The 17,642-nt window shown below is 46.6% G+C and carries 15 protein-coding genes, 1 tRNA gene and 1 pseudogene; 4 read left to right on the top strand and 13 right to left on the bottom strand.

Annotation, left to right across the window (positions count from 1 at the left end; all coding sequences use genetic code 11):
- Window positions 1-14 precede the first annotated feature (14 nt).
- A complete protein-coding gene (locus AC3WS5_RS14435; protein ID WP_492468104.1) occupies window positions 15-497 on the top strand; it encodes a GNAT family N-acetyltransferase in 483 nt (160 codons plus the stop codon).
- A 79-nt stretch (window positions 498-576) separates the two neighbouring features.
- On the opposite strand, the gene AC3WS5_RS14430 is transcribed toward AC3WS5_RS14435, so the two are convergent.
- The 5 genes and pseudogenes from AC3WS5_RS14430 to AC3WS5_RS14410 all read right to left on the bottom strand — a co-directional run.
- Complete coding sequence (locus AC3WS5_RS14430) at window positions 577-1,362, bottom strand: SDR family oxidoreductase (RefSeq protein WP_492468103.1); 786 nt, start codon at window positions 1,360-1,362, stop codon at window positions 577-579.
- A 139-nt stretch (window positions 1,363-1,501) separates the two neighbouring features.
- Window positions 1,502-3,082 carry a M1 family metallopeptidase gene (locus AC3WS5_RS14425; RefSeq protein WP_492468102.1) on the bottom strand — a complete coding sequence of 527 codons (1,581 nt, stop codon included), beginning with the start codon at window positions 3,080-3,082 and terminating at the stop codon, window positions 1,502-1,504.
- Window positions 3,083-3,151: 69 nt separating this feature from the next.
- Window positions 3,152-3,853 (bottom strand): rhomboid family intramembrane serine protease, encoded by a 702-nt coding sequence (locus tag AC3WS5_RS14420; protein ID WP_492468101.1) that lies wholly within the window; start codon window positions 3,851-3,853, stop codon window positions 3,152-3,154.
- Between the two features lie 109 nt (window positions 3,854-3,962).
- A complete protein-coding gene (locus AC3WS5_RS14415; protein WP_492468100.1) occupies window positions 3,963-4,292 on the bottom strand; it encodes a hypothetical protein in 330 nt (109 codons plus the stop codon).
- A gap of 138 nt (window positions 4,293-4,430) precedes the next feature.
- Window positions 4,431-4,592, bottom strand: a pseudogene (locus AC3WS5_RS14410) (J domain-containing protein); the annotation flags it as partial.
- Window positions 4,593-4,827: 235 nt separating this feature from the next.
- Here AC3WS5_RS14410 and AC3WS5_RS14405 point away from each other — a divergent pair.
- Together AC3WS5_RS14405 and AC3WS5_RS14400 are read left to right on the top strand one after the other, a co-directional pair.
- The gene (locus AC3WS5_RS14405) at window positions 4,828-6,471 is read left to right on the top strand and encodes a DUF6600 domain-containing protein (protein ID WP_492468099.1); all 1,644 of its coding nucleotides are present in this window, start codon (window positions 4,828-4,830) and stop codon (window positions 6,469-6,471) included.
- Between the two features lie 164 nt (window positions 6,472-6,635).
- Window positions 6,636-7,325, top strand: coding sequence for a cell division ATP-binding protein FtsE (locus AC3WS5_RS14400; protein WP_492468098.1), 690 nt, complete (start codon window positions 6,636-6,638; stop codon window positions 7,323-7,325).
- Here AC3WS5_RS14400 and AC3WS5_RS14395 read toward each other — a convergent pair.
- From AC3WS5_RS14395 to AC3WS5_RS14375, 5 genes are all read right to left on the bottom strand, one after another.
- Complete coding sequence (locus tag AC3WS5_RS14395; RefSeq protein WP_492468097.1) at window positions 7,306-8,403, bottom strand: glycosyltransferase; 1,098 nt, start codon at window positions 8,401-8,403, stop codon at window positions 7,306-7,308. The genes AC3WS5_RS14400 and AC3WS5_RS14395 overlap by 20 nt on opposite strands.
- A gap of 32 nt (window positions 8,404-8,435) precedes the next feature.
- Complete coding sequence (locus AC3WS5_RS14390; protein WP_492468096.1) at window positions 8,436-8,576, bottom strand: hypothetical protein; 141 nt, start codon at window positions 8,574-8,576, stop codon at window positions 8,436-8,438.
- A 166-nt stretch (window positions 8,577-8,742) separates the two neighbouring features.
- On the bottom strand, window positions 8,743-11,400 hold the full coding sequence (locus AC3WS5_RS14385; RefSeq protein WP_492468095.1) for a TonB-dependent receptor: 2,658 nt from the start codon (window positions 11,398-11,400) through the stop codon (window positions 8,743-8,745).
- Window positions 11,401-11,629: 229 nt separating this feature from the next.
- Entirely contained in the window at window positions 11,630-12,187 is a 558-nt protein-coding gene (locus AC3WS5_RS14380) for a hypothetical protein (protein ID WP_492468094.1), read from the bottom strand.
- 51 nt (window positions 12,188-12,238) lie between these two features.
- Window positions 12,239-12,312, bottom strand: a tRNA-His gene (locus tag AC3WS5_RS14375).
- Between the two features lie 199 nt (window positions 12,313-12,511).
- Between AC3WS5_RS14375 and AC3WS5_RS14370 the strand changes: the two genes are divergently transcribed.
- Window positions 12,512-14,671, top strand: coding sequence for a carboxy terminal-processing peptidase (locus AC3WS5_RS14370; RefSeq protein ID WP_492468093.1), 2,160 nt, complete (start codon window positions 12,512-12,514; stop codon window positions 14,669-14,671).
- 35 nt (window positions 14,672-14,706) lie between these two features.
- Here AC3WS5_RS14370 and AC3WS5_RS14365 read toward each other — a convergent pair whose 3' ends face one another.
- The 3 genes from AC3WS5_RS14365 to AC3WS5_RS14355 form a co-directional block, all read right to left on the bottom strand.
- Window positions 14,707-15,078 carry a co-chaperone GroES gene (locus AC3WS5_RS14365; RefSeq protein WP_492468092.1) on the bottom strand — a complete coding sequence of 124 codons (372 nt, stop codon included), beginning with the start codon at window positions 15,076-15,078 and terminating at the stop codon, window positions 14,707-14,709.
- 375 nt (window positions 15,079-15,453) lie between these two features.
- Window positions 15,454-17,154, bottom strand: a complete 1,701-nt coding sequence (locus AC3WS5_RS14360; RefSeq protein WP_492468091.1) for a M56 family metallopeptidase — start codon at window positions 17,152-17,154, stop codon at window positions 15,454-15,456.
- 2 nt (window positions 17,155-17,156) lie between these two features.
- Window positions 17,157-17,543, bottom strand: a complete 387-nt coding sequence (locus AC3WS5_RS14355) for a BlaI/MecI/CopY family transcriptional regulator (protein WP_492468090.1) — start codon at window positions 17,541-17,543, stop codon at window positions 17,157-17,159.
- Window positions 17,544-17,642: the final 99 nt, after the last annotated feature.

Raw genomic sequence — 17,642 nt, 5'->3', positions numbered from 1 at the left:
CAGTTATCAATAAAATGTCTTTTTCGATCCGAAATATTCAACAACAGGACAACCCTGTTCTGGCAAAAATTATCCGCTCGGCGTTTCACGATTTTAATGCGCCCCAGGCCGGAACTGTTTATGTGGACCCAACGACTGATCAGCTTTTTGAATTGTTCGATCACGCTGGATCGGTTTGCTGGGTAGCAGAAACAGAAGTTGGTGTCGCCGGATGCTGTGGTGTGTTCCCAACACCGGAATTGCCCCCCGGTTGTGCCGAGCTGGTGAAATTCTATTTGTTGAAAACCGAAAGAGGGAAAGGTATAGGAAAAGCGCTGATGGAAAAATGTATCGATTCCGCGCGACAAATGGGTTACACGAAATTGTACATTGAAAGCCTACCTGAATTTGGGAAGGCTGTGCGGATCTATGAAAAGTTTGGATTCAAAACGATTGACCGTCCCATGGGACAGTCCGGTCACCCGGGCTGCAATATCTGGATGCTGAAAGAACTCTGAAGGACGGCTATTTGTATAAATAACACCAGTTGGTGATTTTTTAGCAGTACCCCCGCTTACGTTTTTAAATAAAACTGCGTTAGATACTTTTCATTAACCCGCCGTCAATCGGAATGCTGATTCCGGTGATATAGGAGGCCTGTTCCGATGCCAGAAAAGTCACCAGCCAGGCCATCTCTTCGGGTCTGCCAAGTCTTTTAGCCGGGATACCTTCCTGAGCGAGCTCGGTGACGGTCTCCAGGCTGACATTTTTTGCAGTAGCCTGCAGGGAAAATAGTCCCCTTAGTCGTTCAGTATCAAAATTACCGGTCAGAATATTATTAACTGTGATGTTGAATGGCGCCATCGCTGTGGCGAGCGTCTTGCCCCAGGCTACCACTGCGGCCCGCATACTGTTTGAGAGCACCAGGTTATCGACGGGCTCCTTAACAGTTCTTGAAGTCAGGTTAATGATCCTGCCAAAATGATTTTTCTGCATTGCCGGCAAGGCCAGCGCGGTAGCGAACTGTACAGTTTGGAAAAGAAGGTTAAAGGCAGCCTGATAATCATCTTCATTTTTTTCCATTACAGTTCCGGCTTTGGGGCCGTTGGTATTGTTCACCAGAATATCCACCGTGTGTGTGCTGAAATAATTTCTTAGGATATTGCAGTATTGTACAAAATCGGAAAAGTCAACCACCAAATATTCGTGTTTTTGATCGGTTGGTTTTGGAAGCTCCTCGGCCAGTCTTTTCAACTTCTCTTCATTTCTGGCCATTAGGGTAACGGAAGCACCACTTTCGGCCAACTGAAAGGCAATGGCGCGCCCCAGTCCCTGGCTGGCGCCACCCACAAGCGCTTTCCTGTTATTAAGGGATATGATCATGCTGAAAAGAATTTAGTCGGCAGGACGGAGAATAAACCCTGTGAGGTTTGAAACGCGGTTCCTGAATTAGGGACTGTCTCACCTTTAAAGTTACGCCAACACATCGGGATAAAAAAATATTACCGGATCGGAGTCGTGATCAGTTACGCAAACTGCCGTCTTTTTTCAGGAGGTCGAAATAGGAATCCAGATTGCGCCCCAAAGCCTTTTCGAAGGAGGCCTTCAGGTCCTCAGGCTGCGGATGCTTGTTCTTCCAATCCTTAAAATATTGCTGGAAGGCTTTATCCACGTTGTCCCTGCCCAGACTGGATTCCATCTTATAGACCCAGATCGCGGTTTTGAGATATTCAATGAGCCCATAGTCTTCAGAATTTTTAAAATCAGCAGATGGTGTTTCAATAGGCGTTTGCATAGGGATGCCACTCAACGCACCGTATACTGCTCTTTGAAATTCCCAGACCGGCAGCTTTTTAATATTCGCAGGGATCTGATCTTTGAAGATGGCGTTGTACCGGTATTTTTCCGCTTCATAACGAAATTCAAAATATGTATTCAGGCCTTCGTCCTGCCACGCGTGAGCGCGTTCGTTGCTACCAAGCATACTCATGAACCAGTTGTGCCCTACTTCATGCGTGATCACCGCATCCAGGCTTTCCGGTGTAGCATCAGGATCAGTGATGAGTGTAATCATCGGGTATTCCATACCGCCGCTGGCATTATTCTTCGGACCCTCAAAAGCCTGAACCGTTGGATATTCATATTCTCCGATCCATTGGCTGTATTTGCTGGCTGCATCTTTTACGTAATCGATACTATTAGACCAAACCGAGCCTGGTTTGTCTTTATAAAAGGTAAAGGCATCCACTGTTTTTCCCGATCCAAGTTGAAGGGTATCGTACTGGATGATGATATTTTTTTCGGCGAACCAAGCAAAGTCCGGTACATTATCAGCCGTATAGGTTAGTTTTTTTCTGCCCGGTACCGGTTTATACATCGTTGGTTTACCGCTCCGGTTGAGTGTATTTTTCGCACCAACAGCTTTGTACTGTGCCAGTTCGCCCGGGTTGTGCATCACACCTGTAGCGCCCACTACGTATTCACCGGGAAGGCTGATACTCACTTTATAATTTGCATACTCACCGTAAAACTCCCCCATGTCCAGGTATGGAAATTCGTGCCATCCTTTTTTGTCATACACTGCAGGTTTTGGATACCACTGACAAACCATAAACTGTCCGTCTGCGAATCCCGATCTTGAAAAATAGGAGGGAAGCTGAACCTTAAAAGGTGTAGTAATTGTTACGGAATCTCCGGGGTAAAGTGGTTTGGGTAATAACAGCCGGATGATATCAATGTAGTTCGGATTGCTGTGCGGCTGTGTTTTGGCGGATTTGCCGTTTACTTTAAAATCCAGCCCCGTAATGAATCCTTTTGTATACGTAGTAAATGGTTCGCGCCGGCTCGCATCAGCCCTGATTTGTTTAATAAGCGCTGTCGAATCATTCTTATAAGCATTCGGCCATATATGAAACCAAATAAAACTTAGTGTGTCGGGCGCATTGTTTTTATATACTATAGTTTCAAAACCACTAAGGGCTTTTGCTTTGTCGTCAAGCGATACATCGATATTAAATCTGAGGTGCTGCTGCCAGTAGGTGTCCTGCGCAAAAATCTGAAGGGAAAAAAATAATAGACCAATGAAGAGTACGAATCTGTTCATAAATTATTTTATTAATCAATGAGGCAGGCGTCTTTGCCCTGTCTCCAAACAGCCAAATATAAAGAAGATTTAATAACCTGCAGGCTTAGTCCTGGTAAATAATCTCACCATGAGGATCCCTCCTACGAATCCGCCAATATGTGCGGCATAAGCTACACCGCCGGCCTCTCCATTTGCCCGGTCCCCAAGGGCACCCAGTTGGCTGACGACCTGTAAAGCGATCCATACACCCAGGGTTATAATCGCAGGAACATGGACCACTGACCGGATAACAAAGATCCTGATCCTGTTCATCGGAAATAACATCAGATAGCCGCCCAGTACACCCGAGATAGCACCGGATGCGCCCAGACTGGGAACATACAGCGTGGTGCCATTGTGGGCCGACATGAAGACGTGGCTCAGCGATGCGATTACGCCGCAGAGCAGGTAGAAGACCAGGTATCTGAAATGCCCCATTACATTTTCCAGATTATCGCCGAAAATCCAGAGGAAAAGCATATTGCCCGCAAGATGGCCAAAGCTGGCATGCATAAACATCGAAGTAAGTATGGTGCCATAAACCGGTATCGGCGTAACACCCAGGCCGTGCGAAGTGATATCTGTATTTGTCAGGATTTCCTGGGGAACGGTAGAGAAACTCATGATCAGCGCCTGGTCGGTACCCATTTGCTGGACGAAAATAAAAACGAGTACATTAACAGCAATTAGCAGGTAGTTGATGATAGGTGAGATGGTCCTTCCGGAATTGTCATCGCCAATGGGGATCATAAGTTCATTTTCCTTTTAATAAATGTTTCTTTAGAAGAGCATAAGGAAAGATAGGCAAAATCCTTTAAACACCGGTTTTTTTTCTGTGATGCGACTGCCATATCTGAATTCAGCGCCCAACGCCTGCCAGCCAGATCAACAGGCAAAGAAGTATCGCGAGTGCAGGGATCGCGAACCACTTCAGGCGTTCCCACCAAATCCGGCTCCGGATTTGTTTTTCCTCCTCCAAAATCAGTCTGTGTGCGGCTTCCCCGGAGTTGATTATTTTTAGTCTTGCCAGAAAAGCTCCCTGGCCGGAAGGTGTTAGTATTCGCAACAGCCCGATTCCCAGACTGACAACCTCCCGGCTTATTTCTGCATCATTTTCACTGTTCAGGATCCGGATTACGTCATCGTTTAACAAAACCTGCAGGCTGTTAAAATACTGTTTCCTGTTCATCCTCCAGGTGTCTATAAACGCGGTTTTCCCGTAGGCGTGTAAGAAACTTTTCAACACCTCTTCGGGCGTCGTGACCGGGAGAGAATAGTTCGCACCGTTGGCCCGTAGCAGCCATCTTTTTTCCTGGTATTTTATTTTCAGTTCAGGATTGCTCAGCGTCTCATAGGCTTCTTTGAGCAGGGCGTAATATGCTTCCGACTCCCTGTTGCCGGGATTTTTATCCGGGTGAAACAGATGCGCCTGCTTCCTGAAGGCCGTCTTTATCTCAGCCTGTGATGCGGTGGGTTCAATCTGTAATATGCTGTAGTAGTCTATCAGAACAATATTTTTAATGGATTTTAGTATCTACGTGTAAGCTGTCCGATTGTTTAGAAAATTGTTAAAATTTTTTGTAAAAAATTTCCTTAATTCGGTGAACGAAAGAACGCGGAAGCAACTTTACACAAATTGCGGCGTCATATAATCAGGAGATGGATTCGCGAAAACTGGTCCGCCAGCCGGGGTCCTGAACCACTTAAATTTTAAAACCACAAAAATGAAACGAATGTTTACCCCCTTTAGCCTGGTGTTGATGTTCGTGCTGGGTCTGGCATTTGCAAAGCCGGCCGCGTCACAACCGAGGGTAGGCGTCAGTATTAATTTTCAAACCTTTTATGACGAGCTGAGCCCTTATGGAGACTGGATCGATTACCCTGACTATGGGTATTCCTGGAGGCCGAGATTGGGCGGGGATTTCCGGCCCTATTCAAGCAATGGTTATTGGCTCTACACGGATGTCGGCGACTGGATGTGGAATTCCAATTACGACTGGGGATGGGGCCCCTTTCACTACGGTCGCTGGTTCTATGACCCGTTCTACGGGTGGTTATGGGTTCCGGGTTACGACTGGTCGCCAGCCTGGGTTGCATGGCGCGGTGGTGACGACTATTATGGATGGGCGCCCCTTCGTCCGGGCTTCAGTATCAACATTGGCATCGGCCGATACAATCCGCCCTATGACTACTGGACCTTTGCGCCCTCCCGGTATATGAGTTCCAGGTACATAGACCGATATTACTACCCCTACCAGAATAATGTAACGATCATCAACAATACCACCATCATCAACAATTATGGAAACAGAGGTTATGGTGGAAGGTACGACAGAGCCGCACAGAACAGGTATTATTCAAATGGTCCGCTTCGCTCTGATGTTGAAAGGTACACGGGAAGGATACAATCTGTCCGTTATCAGGACGCAAGCAGACCTGGCAGAGCCTCTCTTAGCCGTGATGCAGTGAATGTTTATAGGCCGACTGTGCAAAGAGAACGTGGAGGTGACAGAACAACCTATGCACCCAGGAATGTTGAAGCTTATGACAGGAGCCTGGCTGATCGTGGCAATGTATTGCGTGGACGGGAGAGATCAGGAGCTATTGGCCAACAGGGAAATGAACGGGGCGCTGCAGGTAACGAGCGCGTGCGGGGAGACAGAAGCAGGGTTGGCGTGCCGGTTGATCAATCTGCCGGCAACGCAAGGCAGCAGCGAAATGAAGATAATATGCGTCAGCGTGAGCGGCAGATGAATGAACAACGTTCCGGCGAAATTCGTCAGCGTCAACAGGAACAGGTAGATCGTCAGCGCAACGACCAAGGAATGCGTCAGCGTGAACAACAGATGAATGAACGGCGTTCTTCCGAGATGCGTCAGCGTCAACAAGAGCAGATAGATCGTCAGCGCAACGACCAAGGAATGCGTCAGCGTGAGCAACAAATGAATGAACAACGTTCCGGCGAAATTCGTCAGCGTCAACAGGAACAGATAGATCGCCAGCGCAACGACCAAGGAATGCGTCAGCGTGAACAACAAATGAATGAACAGCGTTCTTCCGAGATGCGCCAGCGCCAGCAGGAGCAGATAGATCGCCAGCGTAACGAGCAAGGAATGCGCCAGCGTGAGCAACAAATGAATGAGCAGCGTTCGGCTGAAATGCGTCAACGCCAGCAGGAGCAGGCAGATCGCCAGCGAAATAATGAAATGGAACGTCAGCGTCAGGAGCAGGCACAGCAGCAGCGGGCCATGGAAAGGTCCCAGGCCGCACCTCAGCGGGAATCGCGCAGCCGTGAGATGCAGGCCCCACCTCCGGACTCCAGAAGTAGTGGGGACCGTGGTGACAATATCAGAGGCAGAAGATTTTGACAGATGCAATAGTTGGTTTTTGGAGCGGCCGTGTTTTCACGGCCGTTTTTGTTGACACGACAAATTCACGGGACGTCGTTTTTTTTTGAATGCTCTGCAGAATGACCATAGGATCTTTTTGAATACACATTTTTACCTTATTTTGCAGGACTGAACGTCCATATATGCCAAAACCCATCATCGAAATGAGCAATGCGAGTGTGTACCAGGGTGATAACCTTATCCTTGATAATGTGAACCTGTTGGTAAACAGCGGCGAGTTTGCCTACCTGGTAGGTCGTACCGGTACGGGAAAGTCCAGTCTGTTAAAGACACTTTACGGTGAACTTCCATTGAAATCGGGAGAAGCGACTGTAGCGGGTTTTCAACTCCGGCAATTGCATTGGAAACAGGTACCATTTCTAAGACGGAAGCTTGGGGTGGTTTTTCAGGATTTCAGACTGCTTACCGACCGGAACGTAGCTGCCAACCTGAAATTTGTACTTAAAGCAACCGGATGGACCGATGAAAAGCTGATGGATGAAAAAATTGAAGAAGTGCTGGAACAGGTTGGACTTAAGGCACAGGGATATAAAATGCCTTTTGAGATGAGCGGCGGCGAACAGCAAAGAGTGGATATTGCCAGGGCTTTGTTGAATAGTCCGCAGCTTCTCCTGGCTGACGAACCCACCGGAAACCTGGATCCTGAAACCACTAACGAAATTATGCGTTTGTTATTGCGGATCGCCCGCGAATTTGATATGGCCATTGTAATGGCCACCCATGATTACCTGGTTGTTGAAAAATATCCTGCACGCCTGATAAAGACGGAAGATAGTAAAGTCATCGATAACGCTACCATAGATACGCTGTAAAACCAGTCAGGTTTTTTTCATTATTATAACGGTCACACAAGAGCCTCTTCCTGAGCGTGATTTCTTCTTCTGCGAATGGCAAATAATATAATTGGGAGATGATGCTGGCCATGCCATTAGCAGAATTTCCAATATGACAGGCGTCTTCCAGATCCGTTCCCGCAACCATTGAAGCCGTGGCTACACAGTGCCTCCCCTCAAACAGCGCGTGGAGCAGCTTCTGACGAATACCCGTCGGGTTTTTTGGATGAAGACAAGGTAAAATATTTATGTGGGCTTTCCTGATCAGATCGTTCATTTCCTGATCACACGGATTACTGATCAGGCAGGTGTGCTGAAGAAATGAAGCAGCCTTTTGAAGTCTCCTCGATGGGTTCTTACCTGCTATGACAAAAGGTATCCTTACTTTGTTAAAAATATTCCATAGTAGCCAGAGCGCCGTTCTTTCATTTTCAGGTACGGATAAATTTCCATGGAACAGGCACAAGTTGCCCATTCCAGCCGGAGCCGTGACGGTCTGCCAGGAGGGAAACGCGGGGATAAAACGCACGTCAGGTAATCCAAGGTCAGACAGGCGCTGTGCATCTACTTTAGAAACACAGGCATACATGCAATGGTCCGGCAGGGATTTCATGTACTTTTTCATCAGGTAGCTTTCCACTGCGTAGTATAGTTTTTTTGCAGGGTTTCTGCAAATCTTCATCAGTCTATTGTAGTATGCGGAACCTTCGCGATGAACCCGGATGCAGATCTTTCTGTTTTCTGAATGGATCCCTTTCAAATTTCCTGTAACAGCGATGCCTTCCATGAGAATGGGGTAATTGTCTGCATTCAGGGTTTCTATCAGTTGTTCATCAATTCTGGTATGTATGGCAGCGGGCGTTTTACCTGGGAAGTATATTCCTTTATTCTTTCCGGGATAAACCGAAACGGAGGTGCATTTATTTTTGAGTTTCCTGGGGACATTGTCAGGTTCCCGACCAAAGTAGTGTAAGTGAATCAGAATGCCGTTTTGATAAAACGCATCGAGACGGTTCTGGATGTCAATATTGTCACCACAATCTGCAGGCCAGGGCATCTCGGCGCACACTATATGTAAATGTCTTTCCATTACAGATATGGCCTGTAATTGTCGACGAGCCTGAATTTTTCTTTTTCCCAGCAGAGCTCTGCTGCCGCTTTTATGGCATTTTGCCGGTAAAACTGGTACGTGGATTCTTGCTTCATCAATGTCATAACTTCTTCGGCCATGAATTCGGGTTGAATATTAGAGAAACAAAATCCACACTGATATTGTTCAATGATCTTTTTTACTTCCGGGATCGGAGTGGCGGCCACCGGTACACCCGCCTGGACATAATCAAATATTTTGTCCGGCAGACTGAGCTCATAATTCAGGGAAATAGCCTGATCCGGCCTACCGCGGTCCCATTCCTCCCATATCTGAATCCATGCCTTCCATCTCGTTCCTGTTGCTCTTGCGCTTGAACAACGAAGTATCAAACTTACCAAAACGGAAAGCGAAATTCAACCGGAAAAACTGCTGGTCGGCACGCCTGACCGAATGCTGGCTGAATATGGGAGACTCGGTGTAGGTTTCAGTGAGGTCCGTGCGGAAAATATCGTTGACACTGAGGGTGAGGGAAGCCGCTTTATTCTTAAGAAACTCATAACGCACAGAAGCATCCACACTCAACTTGGGCATGCTATAACCCTGGGCATTACCGGAAACATTCCCTCCCATAAAGCCCCGCCCGCCGCCACTGCTTCCTGCAGACCCGCCGGGTGCCAGTACTCGTTTGGAATTATAATCGCCAGATAATTGAACGGTGAAATTTTTGGGCAGTTTGAAATCGTTGTTGATCTTGCCAAACCAGCTCCACAGTTGGGCCGGAGGAGTAATATCGCGATCTTCAATATTGATCTTCGAAGTGTACACATTCAGATTACTGGTAATATTCCACCAGGGAGTGATCTTATTTTTAGCAATTGCTTCGAAACCGCCGGCATATCCTGAATTTGCGTTGATATACGTATTGACCAGCATCGTATCGCCGCGTACAGGATTTGGTTCGGTAGCCTGGTAACGCGTGATAAGGCCGTTGGTATGTTTGAAATAAGTAGACAGGATCAGGTTATTGCTCCTGTCGAAATTCTTGGCATAGGAGAGTTCGATGGAATTGGTAAACTCAGGTTTCAGATCTGGGTTCCCGCGGCTCAGGTTCAACGAATCGGTATAATCGGTAAACGGAAACAGCTGGAAGAATCCGGGCCTGTTGATCCGCCGGCTATAATTTAACTGCAGTTGCTGATCGTGCTTAAGTTGCTGTGACAAAAAAATACTGGGAAAAAGACTTACGGGATATTGTATCTTAAACTGGTTATTTGTGCCGCCGGTTACCGTCCCGTTATACTCCGAACTCTCCAGTCTAAGTCCCGCCTGGTATCCAAAATTATCCCCGATCTTGCTGGAAAAGTTTCCATACGCTGCCAGGACCCTGTCGGTATAATCGAATTTTGACGACAGAAGCGGTTGCGGAACAAGTGTTCCCGATGGTTCCACCCATGAAAAGTTATTTTCAGAAGCAAGACTGGATTGATTCAGTCTCGCCCCGGTTTCGATCTTGCTCCGGGTTGTTATTGGATTGGCATAGTCGATCTGTGCTGTGAGGCGCTCATTATTTCCCTTACCATCCTGTTGCTGTCTGAAAGTGCCGGTTTGTGAGCCGGAGGCATGGGCAAAATTCCGGTTAGTGGTTGAAGTCTGATTCCAGTTCCTGCTCTTATTATAATTGAGATCTGCGCTAAGCTGGTGCCCATTTTTTGGGAAATTATGCACATAAGCCGCGCTTCCTCCCAGGCTACGGAAATTAAAGCCACCTGCTGAGTTGCGAAGGATCTTCGCTTGTATATTATTCAGACTTGACACCGTATCCACCAGGATCTCACTGTTGGTGCTACTGTTGAACCTGCCGCGTACGCCCATACCGGCCAGAGTGATGGTATTTCGGTTGTCTAAGAAATAATCAAACCCCGCACGTCCAAACATGAAGGTTCCGTTGTTGATGCCCCGGTCGCTTTGATCCAGCCGGGTAGTAAGATTTTTCAGGGTGGTCGTTCTTTCGGTTGTTCCCCAGGTATGGCGTTCACGCTGGATGTACATAGCGTTACCAAAGAAATTGAATTTACCCTGCCGGATATTCAGGTTACCACCTGCATTTATTTTGCCACGCTGATCAATGCCTGCGCGCAGGTTTCCGCTGTAACCCGGTCGCCGGTTCTTTTTCAACACAATATTCAGAATACCTGCCATACCTCCGGACGCATCATATTTTGCTGAAGGATTCGTGATCACTTCCACGGTTTGGATCTGATCAGCGGGAATCTGGTCGAGGGTCAGCGTAGTGGGTCTGCCATCCACAAAGATTTGCGGGGTACTATTGCGGACACTTACATTTCCGTCGATATCTACACTTACAGAAGGAACGTTTTTGAGAACATCAGTGGCCGTTCCCCCCGCTGCGTTCAGGTTACCTTCTACATTATAAATTTTCCGGTCGATACCAAGCTGTGTCCCCGTTGCAGAGGCGGTTACGGTTACATTGGATAACAATTCGTGATCAACGGTGAGTTTCAGGTTCCCCAGGTCTTTGTCTGTTGCAGCAAGTATTTTGCTCATATCTGCCCGGCCCGGTTGCATAGCATTTTTGTCAACAAAACTGAAATGTGTGGTATAGGACTTGTAACCCATGGCAGAAATTTTCAGGATGTATTGTCCGAAAATGGGGATTTTTTCCAATCTGAAGGCATGGTCCGCGTCTGACAAGACCATATCGATCCTGACCTGTTTGGGTTTTCGCGTTGCTGAGTCCATTTTCATTTGCGAAAGCTCAACGGTTGCGGCATCAATACCTTTGCCAGTGGCAGAATCGATGAGTTTACCAAAGACTGACCCGGTGGGCATTTGGCCGCCACCAGGCATACCCTGGCTGAATGCACCGAGTGATAAGCCTAATAAAAGGCCGGTAAAAAGTATTTTGTAAAGGGAAGCGGAAGTACGTATAATGTTGTTCATAAATTTGAATCAGACAAATAAAATCAATAAATGGTGAAATATTTGACTAAATAGGGATGAGCGCAAAATATCTTTTACGAAGGGAGCCGATAGTTGCCTGATCGGAAATTTGCCCATAGTAAAAGAGTTAGACAAGGGGATTTATCCCGAAACAGGCTCTTTGCGGAATTGATTTTTGTCTGTAAACCTGAAATTACTCAGCAGGTTTGTTTATTTAACAGGTCTGCGATTATAACCACAATACAACTAATAAGTTCAGAAGCCCGATGCAAAGTCCGTATACAAAACCCCAGATCTTTAATTTTTTAAGCGCACCTGAAAATGCGGGGCTTAAAAACTGCTTGGACGTCGTTTCTTCAATTTTCCTGCTTAAGAAATTGTCAAAATCAGTCTTTTCTCCTGTTTCTGCCGAAAGAAGTCTTGCGAGGAAGCCGGGTATCAGTGATCTCAATTCATTCAAAAAGACTGCTTTTACTTTATCCGTGGTCTTCGAAGTGATGAACATGCTCAGCATTGGAATTTCTTCCGGTAATTTGGTGGTCAGGAAATGGTCAATTTGCTGTTCAAGATAGGGTAGGCTGCGTTCGGTGAGACCGGAACTTTCAACCAGGTTCTTCAGGGATTCGCCGTCTCTGAGGAGTGTTGTAATTCCCGAGGCCGCCTGCTTTGAAAGCTTTGCGCTAAGCTTCGGAAAATAGGATCTTTGGAGGTACCGGCACAGCAACAGGCTCAGGAGCCACCCCAGTGTGGCGGAAAAGACTGGGATTAAATATATTATTAGGTTCATATATATATTATTCATTAAAAAAACCCCGAATTTTAATCCGGGGTTAATCTGGGTGGCTAACCGGGTTCGAACCGGCGACCCTCAGAACCACAATCTGATGCTCTAACCAACTGAGCTACAGCCACCATTTGAGCGGCAAAATTAACAAAAAAATCAACATTCAGGAAATTTACGGCCCGGAATTTATCGTCTAATTAGAGGATATTGAACAAAACCCCGCCGGATGGTTTAAAACTAATGCTAAATTACGGCTCGAACTGCGGGCAACATGGTATTTTTAAACTATTTTTGAAGATGACTTCGTTTTTTAAATATATTCTGGATATGAAGAGATTACCCTATGTGCTTTTGCTGATTGTGCTAACCGGTTCTTTTTTTGCTTTCAGGAGCACACGGTCCACCGGCATACCTGAAGCTGGCAAATACGAAAAGATCATGAGGCTGGTTGGACAAATGTTATCACAAGCGCATTTCAGTCCCCGCGAAATAGATGATAATTTTTCCAATAAAGTATTTAACAAATACCTGGAGACCCTGGATCCGGAAAAGAATATTTTTCTGAAATCAGATGTGACCACGCTATCTCAGAAATACGGCAGCCGGATCGATGATGAACTCAAGGGAGCACCGGTGGAAAGTTTTATCGCAGTATCAAAAGTTTTCAATGACAGGGTGAAGATCTCAGCCCAGTGGAGCAGTGAAATACTTTCTAAACCTTTTGATTATAACCTGCACGAGAACTATGTGATGGACGGCAAGAAGTTGCAGTATCCTAATTCGGAAACGGAGCGAAAGGAGCGATGGAGGAAAAAATTAAAATATCTGTCATTGGAACGATATGTGGACTCTTTGGATCAGCGAGATTTGAATAAAAACAAACCGGGTTATAAAGCAAAGACTGACATTCAGTACGAAAAGGAAGCGCGGACCAGAGCAGATACGATTGTACGCAGGTTTTTTGATCGCTACCGCGTGAAGTACACGGAAGATGATCTGTTCAATATGTTTGTGGATGCCATCGCCAACACGATGGATCCTCACACTGAATTTTTTCCGCCGGCGGATAAGCGGTATTTCGATGAAGAAATGAGTGGACGATTTTTTGGCATTGGAGCTATGCTCTTACAAACTGAAACCGGGATCAAAATCACCGCTATAAATCCCGGAAGTCCTGCGGCCAGATCCGGAGTACTTCAGGTAGGTGATATTATTTCGAAAGTGGGACAGGGTGATGCACCGGAAGTGGATCTGATGGGCTATACGGTGCAGGATGCTGTTAAGCTGATCCGGGGAAAAGAAGGCAGCACAGTGAGTATTACAGTGAAGAAAGCAGACGGCACCATCAAGAACGTGAAGATGCAAAGGGCAAAGATTGAGAGCGACATTGACACCTATGCCCGTAGCGCTATTATCAAAGACAGCGTCAACCACACCCGCATTGGTATCATTTACCTGCCTGAATTTTATGCCGACTTTGAAGATGCAAATGGCAGACGGAGTTACCTGGATGTGGAGAATGAAGTGAAGAAACTAAAGAATGAAAAAGTCGATGGAATTATCATGGATCTACGCAATAATGGCGGGGGATCCCTATATGATGTAGTTCAAATGGCGGGTCTTTTCATAGGTGATGGTCCTGTAGTGCAGGTGAAAGACAGGAATAACCGCCCTACCATTTTGAGGGATAAAGATGAATCTATTTTATACACGGGACCACTGGCTGTATTAGTGAATGAATTCAGCGCATCAGCTTCTGAAATATTCGCGGCGGCCATTCAGGATTATGGCCGAGGGATCATCATTGGCGGCACCTCCACTTTTGGAAAGGGTACGGTGCAGAGAAATATTGGTCTGGATGCAAAAAAGGGATTCACCTTTGATGAATCGGACCTGGGGACAATAAAGCTGACGCTTCAGAAGTTCTATCGGGTCAGTGGTGGCTCTACGCAGTTAAAAGGGGTGGTCTCAGACATCGTTATGCCCAGTCAGCTTGAAATACTGAAAATGCGGGAAAAAGACTACGAGGATGCGCTGCCTTACGACGAAATAGCCCGGGCCGATTACAAGCCCTGGCAGATGCCTGTTGATCTCCGTGCAGTTAAGAGTCGCGGGGAAGAAAGGTTGCAGCATGACAGTTCATTCGTTATTATCAAAAGAAACAGCGATTGGCTTGCAAAAGAGAATAATAGCAGTTTCCCGTTGAATATTGATGCATACCGGAAAGAAAGAAAGGAAATGCGGGAGAAGATGGCCCAGATTGAGAAAGTACAAAAGCTGAAGCGTAAAATGAACGTTTCTCTCCTGAATGTTGAAAAAGATAAATATGCGACCGATAAAAATAAACAGGAGCGGCTCAATCTGTGGTTAAAACAATTGAGTGAAGATATCTACCTCAATCAGGCCGTCAAAGCCGTGGATGATATGATCGGGATGGAGAACATCGCAAGAAATGCAGCAACTAGAACGCAGGTAGCTACTCCGTGATTCAGGAAGCCTGACTTACCGCGGCGGTTTAGCTATCAGAATTCTTCCTCGCGCTCCAGCATCAGGATGGCGCTTTGAGGAACGATAAAAAACTTTTCACTTTCGTACATCACTTCGGTGGCGCCACTGAGCAGGAATATAGCCAGATCACCTTCGCGGGCCTGCAGGGGAATGTATTTAACCTGTTCGTCTTCTGCCTTCCAGGGTTCATCGTCAACAGGCATCGGAATGGCATAACCCGGGCCGGTCTTGATCACGTAACCCTGCTGAACTTTTTCCTTTTCCTGCACGCCCGGTGGTAAATACAGGCCACTGGATGTTCTGTCTTCCGGTTTTGCCGGTCTAATCAGTATCCTGTCGCCAATAACGATGAGTTTTTTAAACCTGTTTTCAGATGTTACACGCATAGTATCATTTTAAGGCACAAAAATAAACAATAAATTAGACGATAGACAATAGACGATAGACAATAGACGATAGACGATAGACAATAGACGCTAGACTTTAGACGCCAGACGATAGACGATAGACAATAGACGATAGACAATAGACGATAGACAATAGATGCTAGACTTTAGAAGCTAGATGTTAGACGCCAGACGATAGACGATATATATTATACGTAATATATATACAATTAATTATGAATTACAAATTACGCGGAACGGTTTAATTAGAGAAGTTATCTTTTTTACAGGTCCATTCGTAATTCGTAATTGACCATTCGTAATTTCCCCAGTCCCTGCATTTTCCCTACCTACGGCGATGGGCTTGGCCTTAATTTACAGATCGGTGATCTTTTTCGCCCGGATGCGGTCAAGCGCTTTCATCCTGTTGCTTAATTCCTGAATCCGGGCATTGATTGTCGCAATCGTAGTAAGTTGCAGACTGTCTGTGGGTGCCTGTGATGCGAGTTGATTTTTGATCAGTTTGAGTTCTGCCAGCTCATTCTTGTACTGCAGGGAAACACTGTCCATTTTGTATTCGTTGACTATAGCATTCAGATACAACAGCGTAGAGTCCCAATTGACCCGGGAATAAACACGGCTCAGGTCTTGTTTTACTCCACGGCTGTCAGCCTCCGCGAATCTCCTCATATACTCATCCTTCAATGCCTTTTTTTCATCATTTGTCAAAGCCTCCCCGAGCTCATGGTCGATTCTTTTCCAATTGGACTCCGCAATGATTTGGCGGGCGGCCTGAATCGCTTTTTCGATCTTCGCTTCCTGTTCAGCAGAAAGTGCCATCGAACTCACTGCCGTCAATTTTACAAATCGCACAGGCAATGGTTCACTTAATTGCAGGGTTGACGGATCCGGCAGGATCGTTTCTTTGCTTTGTTCAGTGAGATGATTGTTAGAAGGGCTCCCGGGAGCAGCCCGCGGCGGACTCGATTGAGGACTAAGATTATCTTCACGAACTCGGGCAGGACTTAAGTCCGATGAATGCGATGGCGGCCCTGCTGCCACCCACCATAACGGGATATCGTTCATAACGGAAACCGAAGCCGTCAGCTTCTGAACGGGCGAAGGATTGCGCGATACAGAAAAAGTGATCAGCGAAAAGCTCAGAATAGTGAGCGCGTAGGCCAGTACCTTGACTCTCCCCGGCCTGATACGTTCTTTCTTGCCCATCATCCACTCAATGCGGTTCAGCAATTCCATTTTGTTTCCGGAAGCAGGAATAGCCAGGGATGCCGAAACCTTTCCCGAGGATTTTGCAAGGGCGTACAGTGCCGATGCGTACATGGCGCGATTATAATCAAACCGGATGACCCAGTCGTCGGCAGATTTTTCCCTTTCCATTCCCTGAGAGCGGTCAAGCGCCTGAATAAACGGATTGAAAAACATCAGGGTCGACAAGACCCTGCTGATCAGGTGAACCAGGTAATCGTTCCGGCGAATATGGGAAATTTCATGCAGAAGGATGGCTTCAACCTGTTGAGTGCTCAGGTTATTCAGGGCAGCAACGGGGAGGAGGATCACGGGTTTCAAAAAACCGAAAGTGAGCGGCGAATCTGCCCGGTTCGAAATCCAGATTTCGACCTTGCGACGGATCCCGAGAGCAGCACATGCATCCAGCAAGAATATTTTCAGGTGTCCCGGAGCCCTGCTTACCCCGTCTGACCGGAGCGACTGCACTGAAAAATAGGAAATAACGAGCTGGGGAACTTTAAAAATCAGTATCAGCAGGTAAAAAGCCGCCAGCCAGGCATACAAGGGCTGGCCCGGTTGAATCCGAAGCCATTGAGTCCAGCTTCCCAGGCTCTGCGGAGAATAAAGCGCATAAATAAAAGTGATCAGGAATTCCAGGAATCCCAAAAGGATCGCCAGAAAATGCAGGGTCGAAACCGAGGATGGTCTGGCCTTTGGATGAAAAAACGTGTAACCGGTTACGATCAGCCAAAGCAGACCACTTTGCCAGATGCTGCACAACATGGCATATCCGAGGGAATTAGCAATCCATGGCAGGGTTAAACTCATTATTATTCGCTGTTTTTCAAATCATTGATCAGCGACTGGATCTGCTCCAGTTCGTTTTGCGTGACTTTATGCTCGCCGAGGGCGCGAATCACCAACTGAGTGGAGGAACCACCGAAGAGACCGCTGATCATTTTGTTCAGGAGATGGTTCTGCGTCATCTCCTTGTCGACCGCCGCCCTATAGACATGCGTGCGCTGGGAATCGTTTCTTTTTACCAGCCCTTTTTCGTGCATGATCTGCATCAGCTTGAGCGTGGTCGTATATCCTACTTCTTTCTGAGCCATCAGGGATTCATGCACCTGTCTGACCGTGGCTTTGCCGTTTTCCCAAAGGACTTTCAAAATCTCCAGTTCACTTTCTGTCGGTTTCAACCATTTTGATTCCTGCATAACCAAATTTTGCCACAAGTTACGATTTATTTCGTATTCAAGTGTTGTGGTTTTGATAATTTCGGTTTTTTAACAAAAAGTTCGGGGTAAGGTTATGTG

Source organism: Niabella sp. CPT15-335-S11 (genome assembly GCF_058792415.1).
This window is presented reverse-complemented; position numbering and strand designations above follow the sequence as displayed.

What these genes read in the sequence shown, in the direction of transcription:
- AC3WS5_RS14355 (WP_492468090.1), bottom strand. Translation starts at nt 17,543, where the DNA reads ATGCAGGAATCAAAATGGTTGAAACCGACAGAAAGTGAACTGGAGATT.
- AC3WS5_RS14395 (WP_492468097.1), bottom strand. Translation starts at nt 8,403, where the DNA reads ATGCCCTGGCCTGCAGATTGTGGTGACAATATTGACATCCAGAACCGT.
- AC3WS5_RS14385 (WP_492468095.1), bottom strand. Translation starts at nt 11,400, where the DNA reads ATGAACAACATTATACGTACTTCCGCTTCCCTTTACAAAATACTTTTT.
- AC3WS5_RS14435 (WP_492468104.1), top strand. Translation starts at nt 15, where the DNA reads ATGTCTTTTTCGATCCGAAATATTCAACAACAGGACAACCCTGTTCTG.
- AC3WS5_RS14400 (WP_492468098.1), top strand. Translation starts at nt 6,636, where the DNA reads ATGCCAAAACCCATCATCGAAATGAGCAATGCGAGTGTGTACCAGGGT.
- AC3WS5_RS14365 (WP_492468092.1), bottom strand. Translation starts at nt 15,078, where the DNA reads ATGCGTGTAACATCTGAAAACAGGTTTAAAAAACTCATCGTTATTGGC.
- AC3WS5_RS14420 (WP_492468101.1), bottom strand. Translation starts at nt 3,853, where the DNA reads ATGATCCCCATTGGCGATGACAATTCCGGAAGGACCATCTCACCTATC.
- AC3WS5_RS14390 (WP_492468096.1), bottom strand. Translation starts at nt 8,576, where the DNA reads ATGGCCGAAGAAGTTATGACATTGATGAAGCAAGAATCCACGTACCAG.
- AC3WS5_RS14360 (WP_492468091.1), bottom strand. Translation starts at nt 17,154, where the DNA reads ATGAGTTTAACCCTGCCATGGATTGCTAATTCCCTCGGATATGCCATG.
- AC3WS5_RS14405 (WP_492468099.1), top strand. Translation starts at nt 4,828, where the DNA reads ATGAAACGAATGTTTACCCCCTTTAGCCTGGTGTTGATGTTCGTGCTG.
- AC3WS5_RS14430 (WP_492468103.1), bottom strand. Translation starts at nt 1,362, where the DNA reads ATGATCATATCCCTTAATAACAGGAAAGCGCTTGTGGGTGGCGCCAGC.
- AC3WS5_RS14425 (WP_492468102.1), bottom strand. Translation starts at nt 3,082, where the DNA reads ATGAACAGATTCGTACTCTTCATTGGTCTATTATTTTTTTCCCTTCAG.
- AC3WS5_RS14380 (WP_492468094.1), bottom strand. Translation starts at nt 12,187, where the DNA reads ATGAACCTAATAATATATTTAATCCCAGTCTTTTCCGCCACACTGGGG.
- AC3WS5_RS14415 (WP_492468100.1), bottom strand. Translation starts at nt 4,292, where the DNA reads ATGAACAGGAAACAGTATTTTAACAGCCTGCAGGTTTTGTTAAACGAT.
- AC3WS5_RS14370 (WP_492468093.1), top strand. Translation starts at nt 12,512, where the DNA reads ATGAAGAGATTACCCTATGTGCTTTTGCTGATTGTGCTAACCGGTTCT.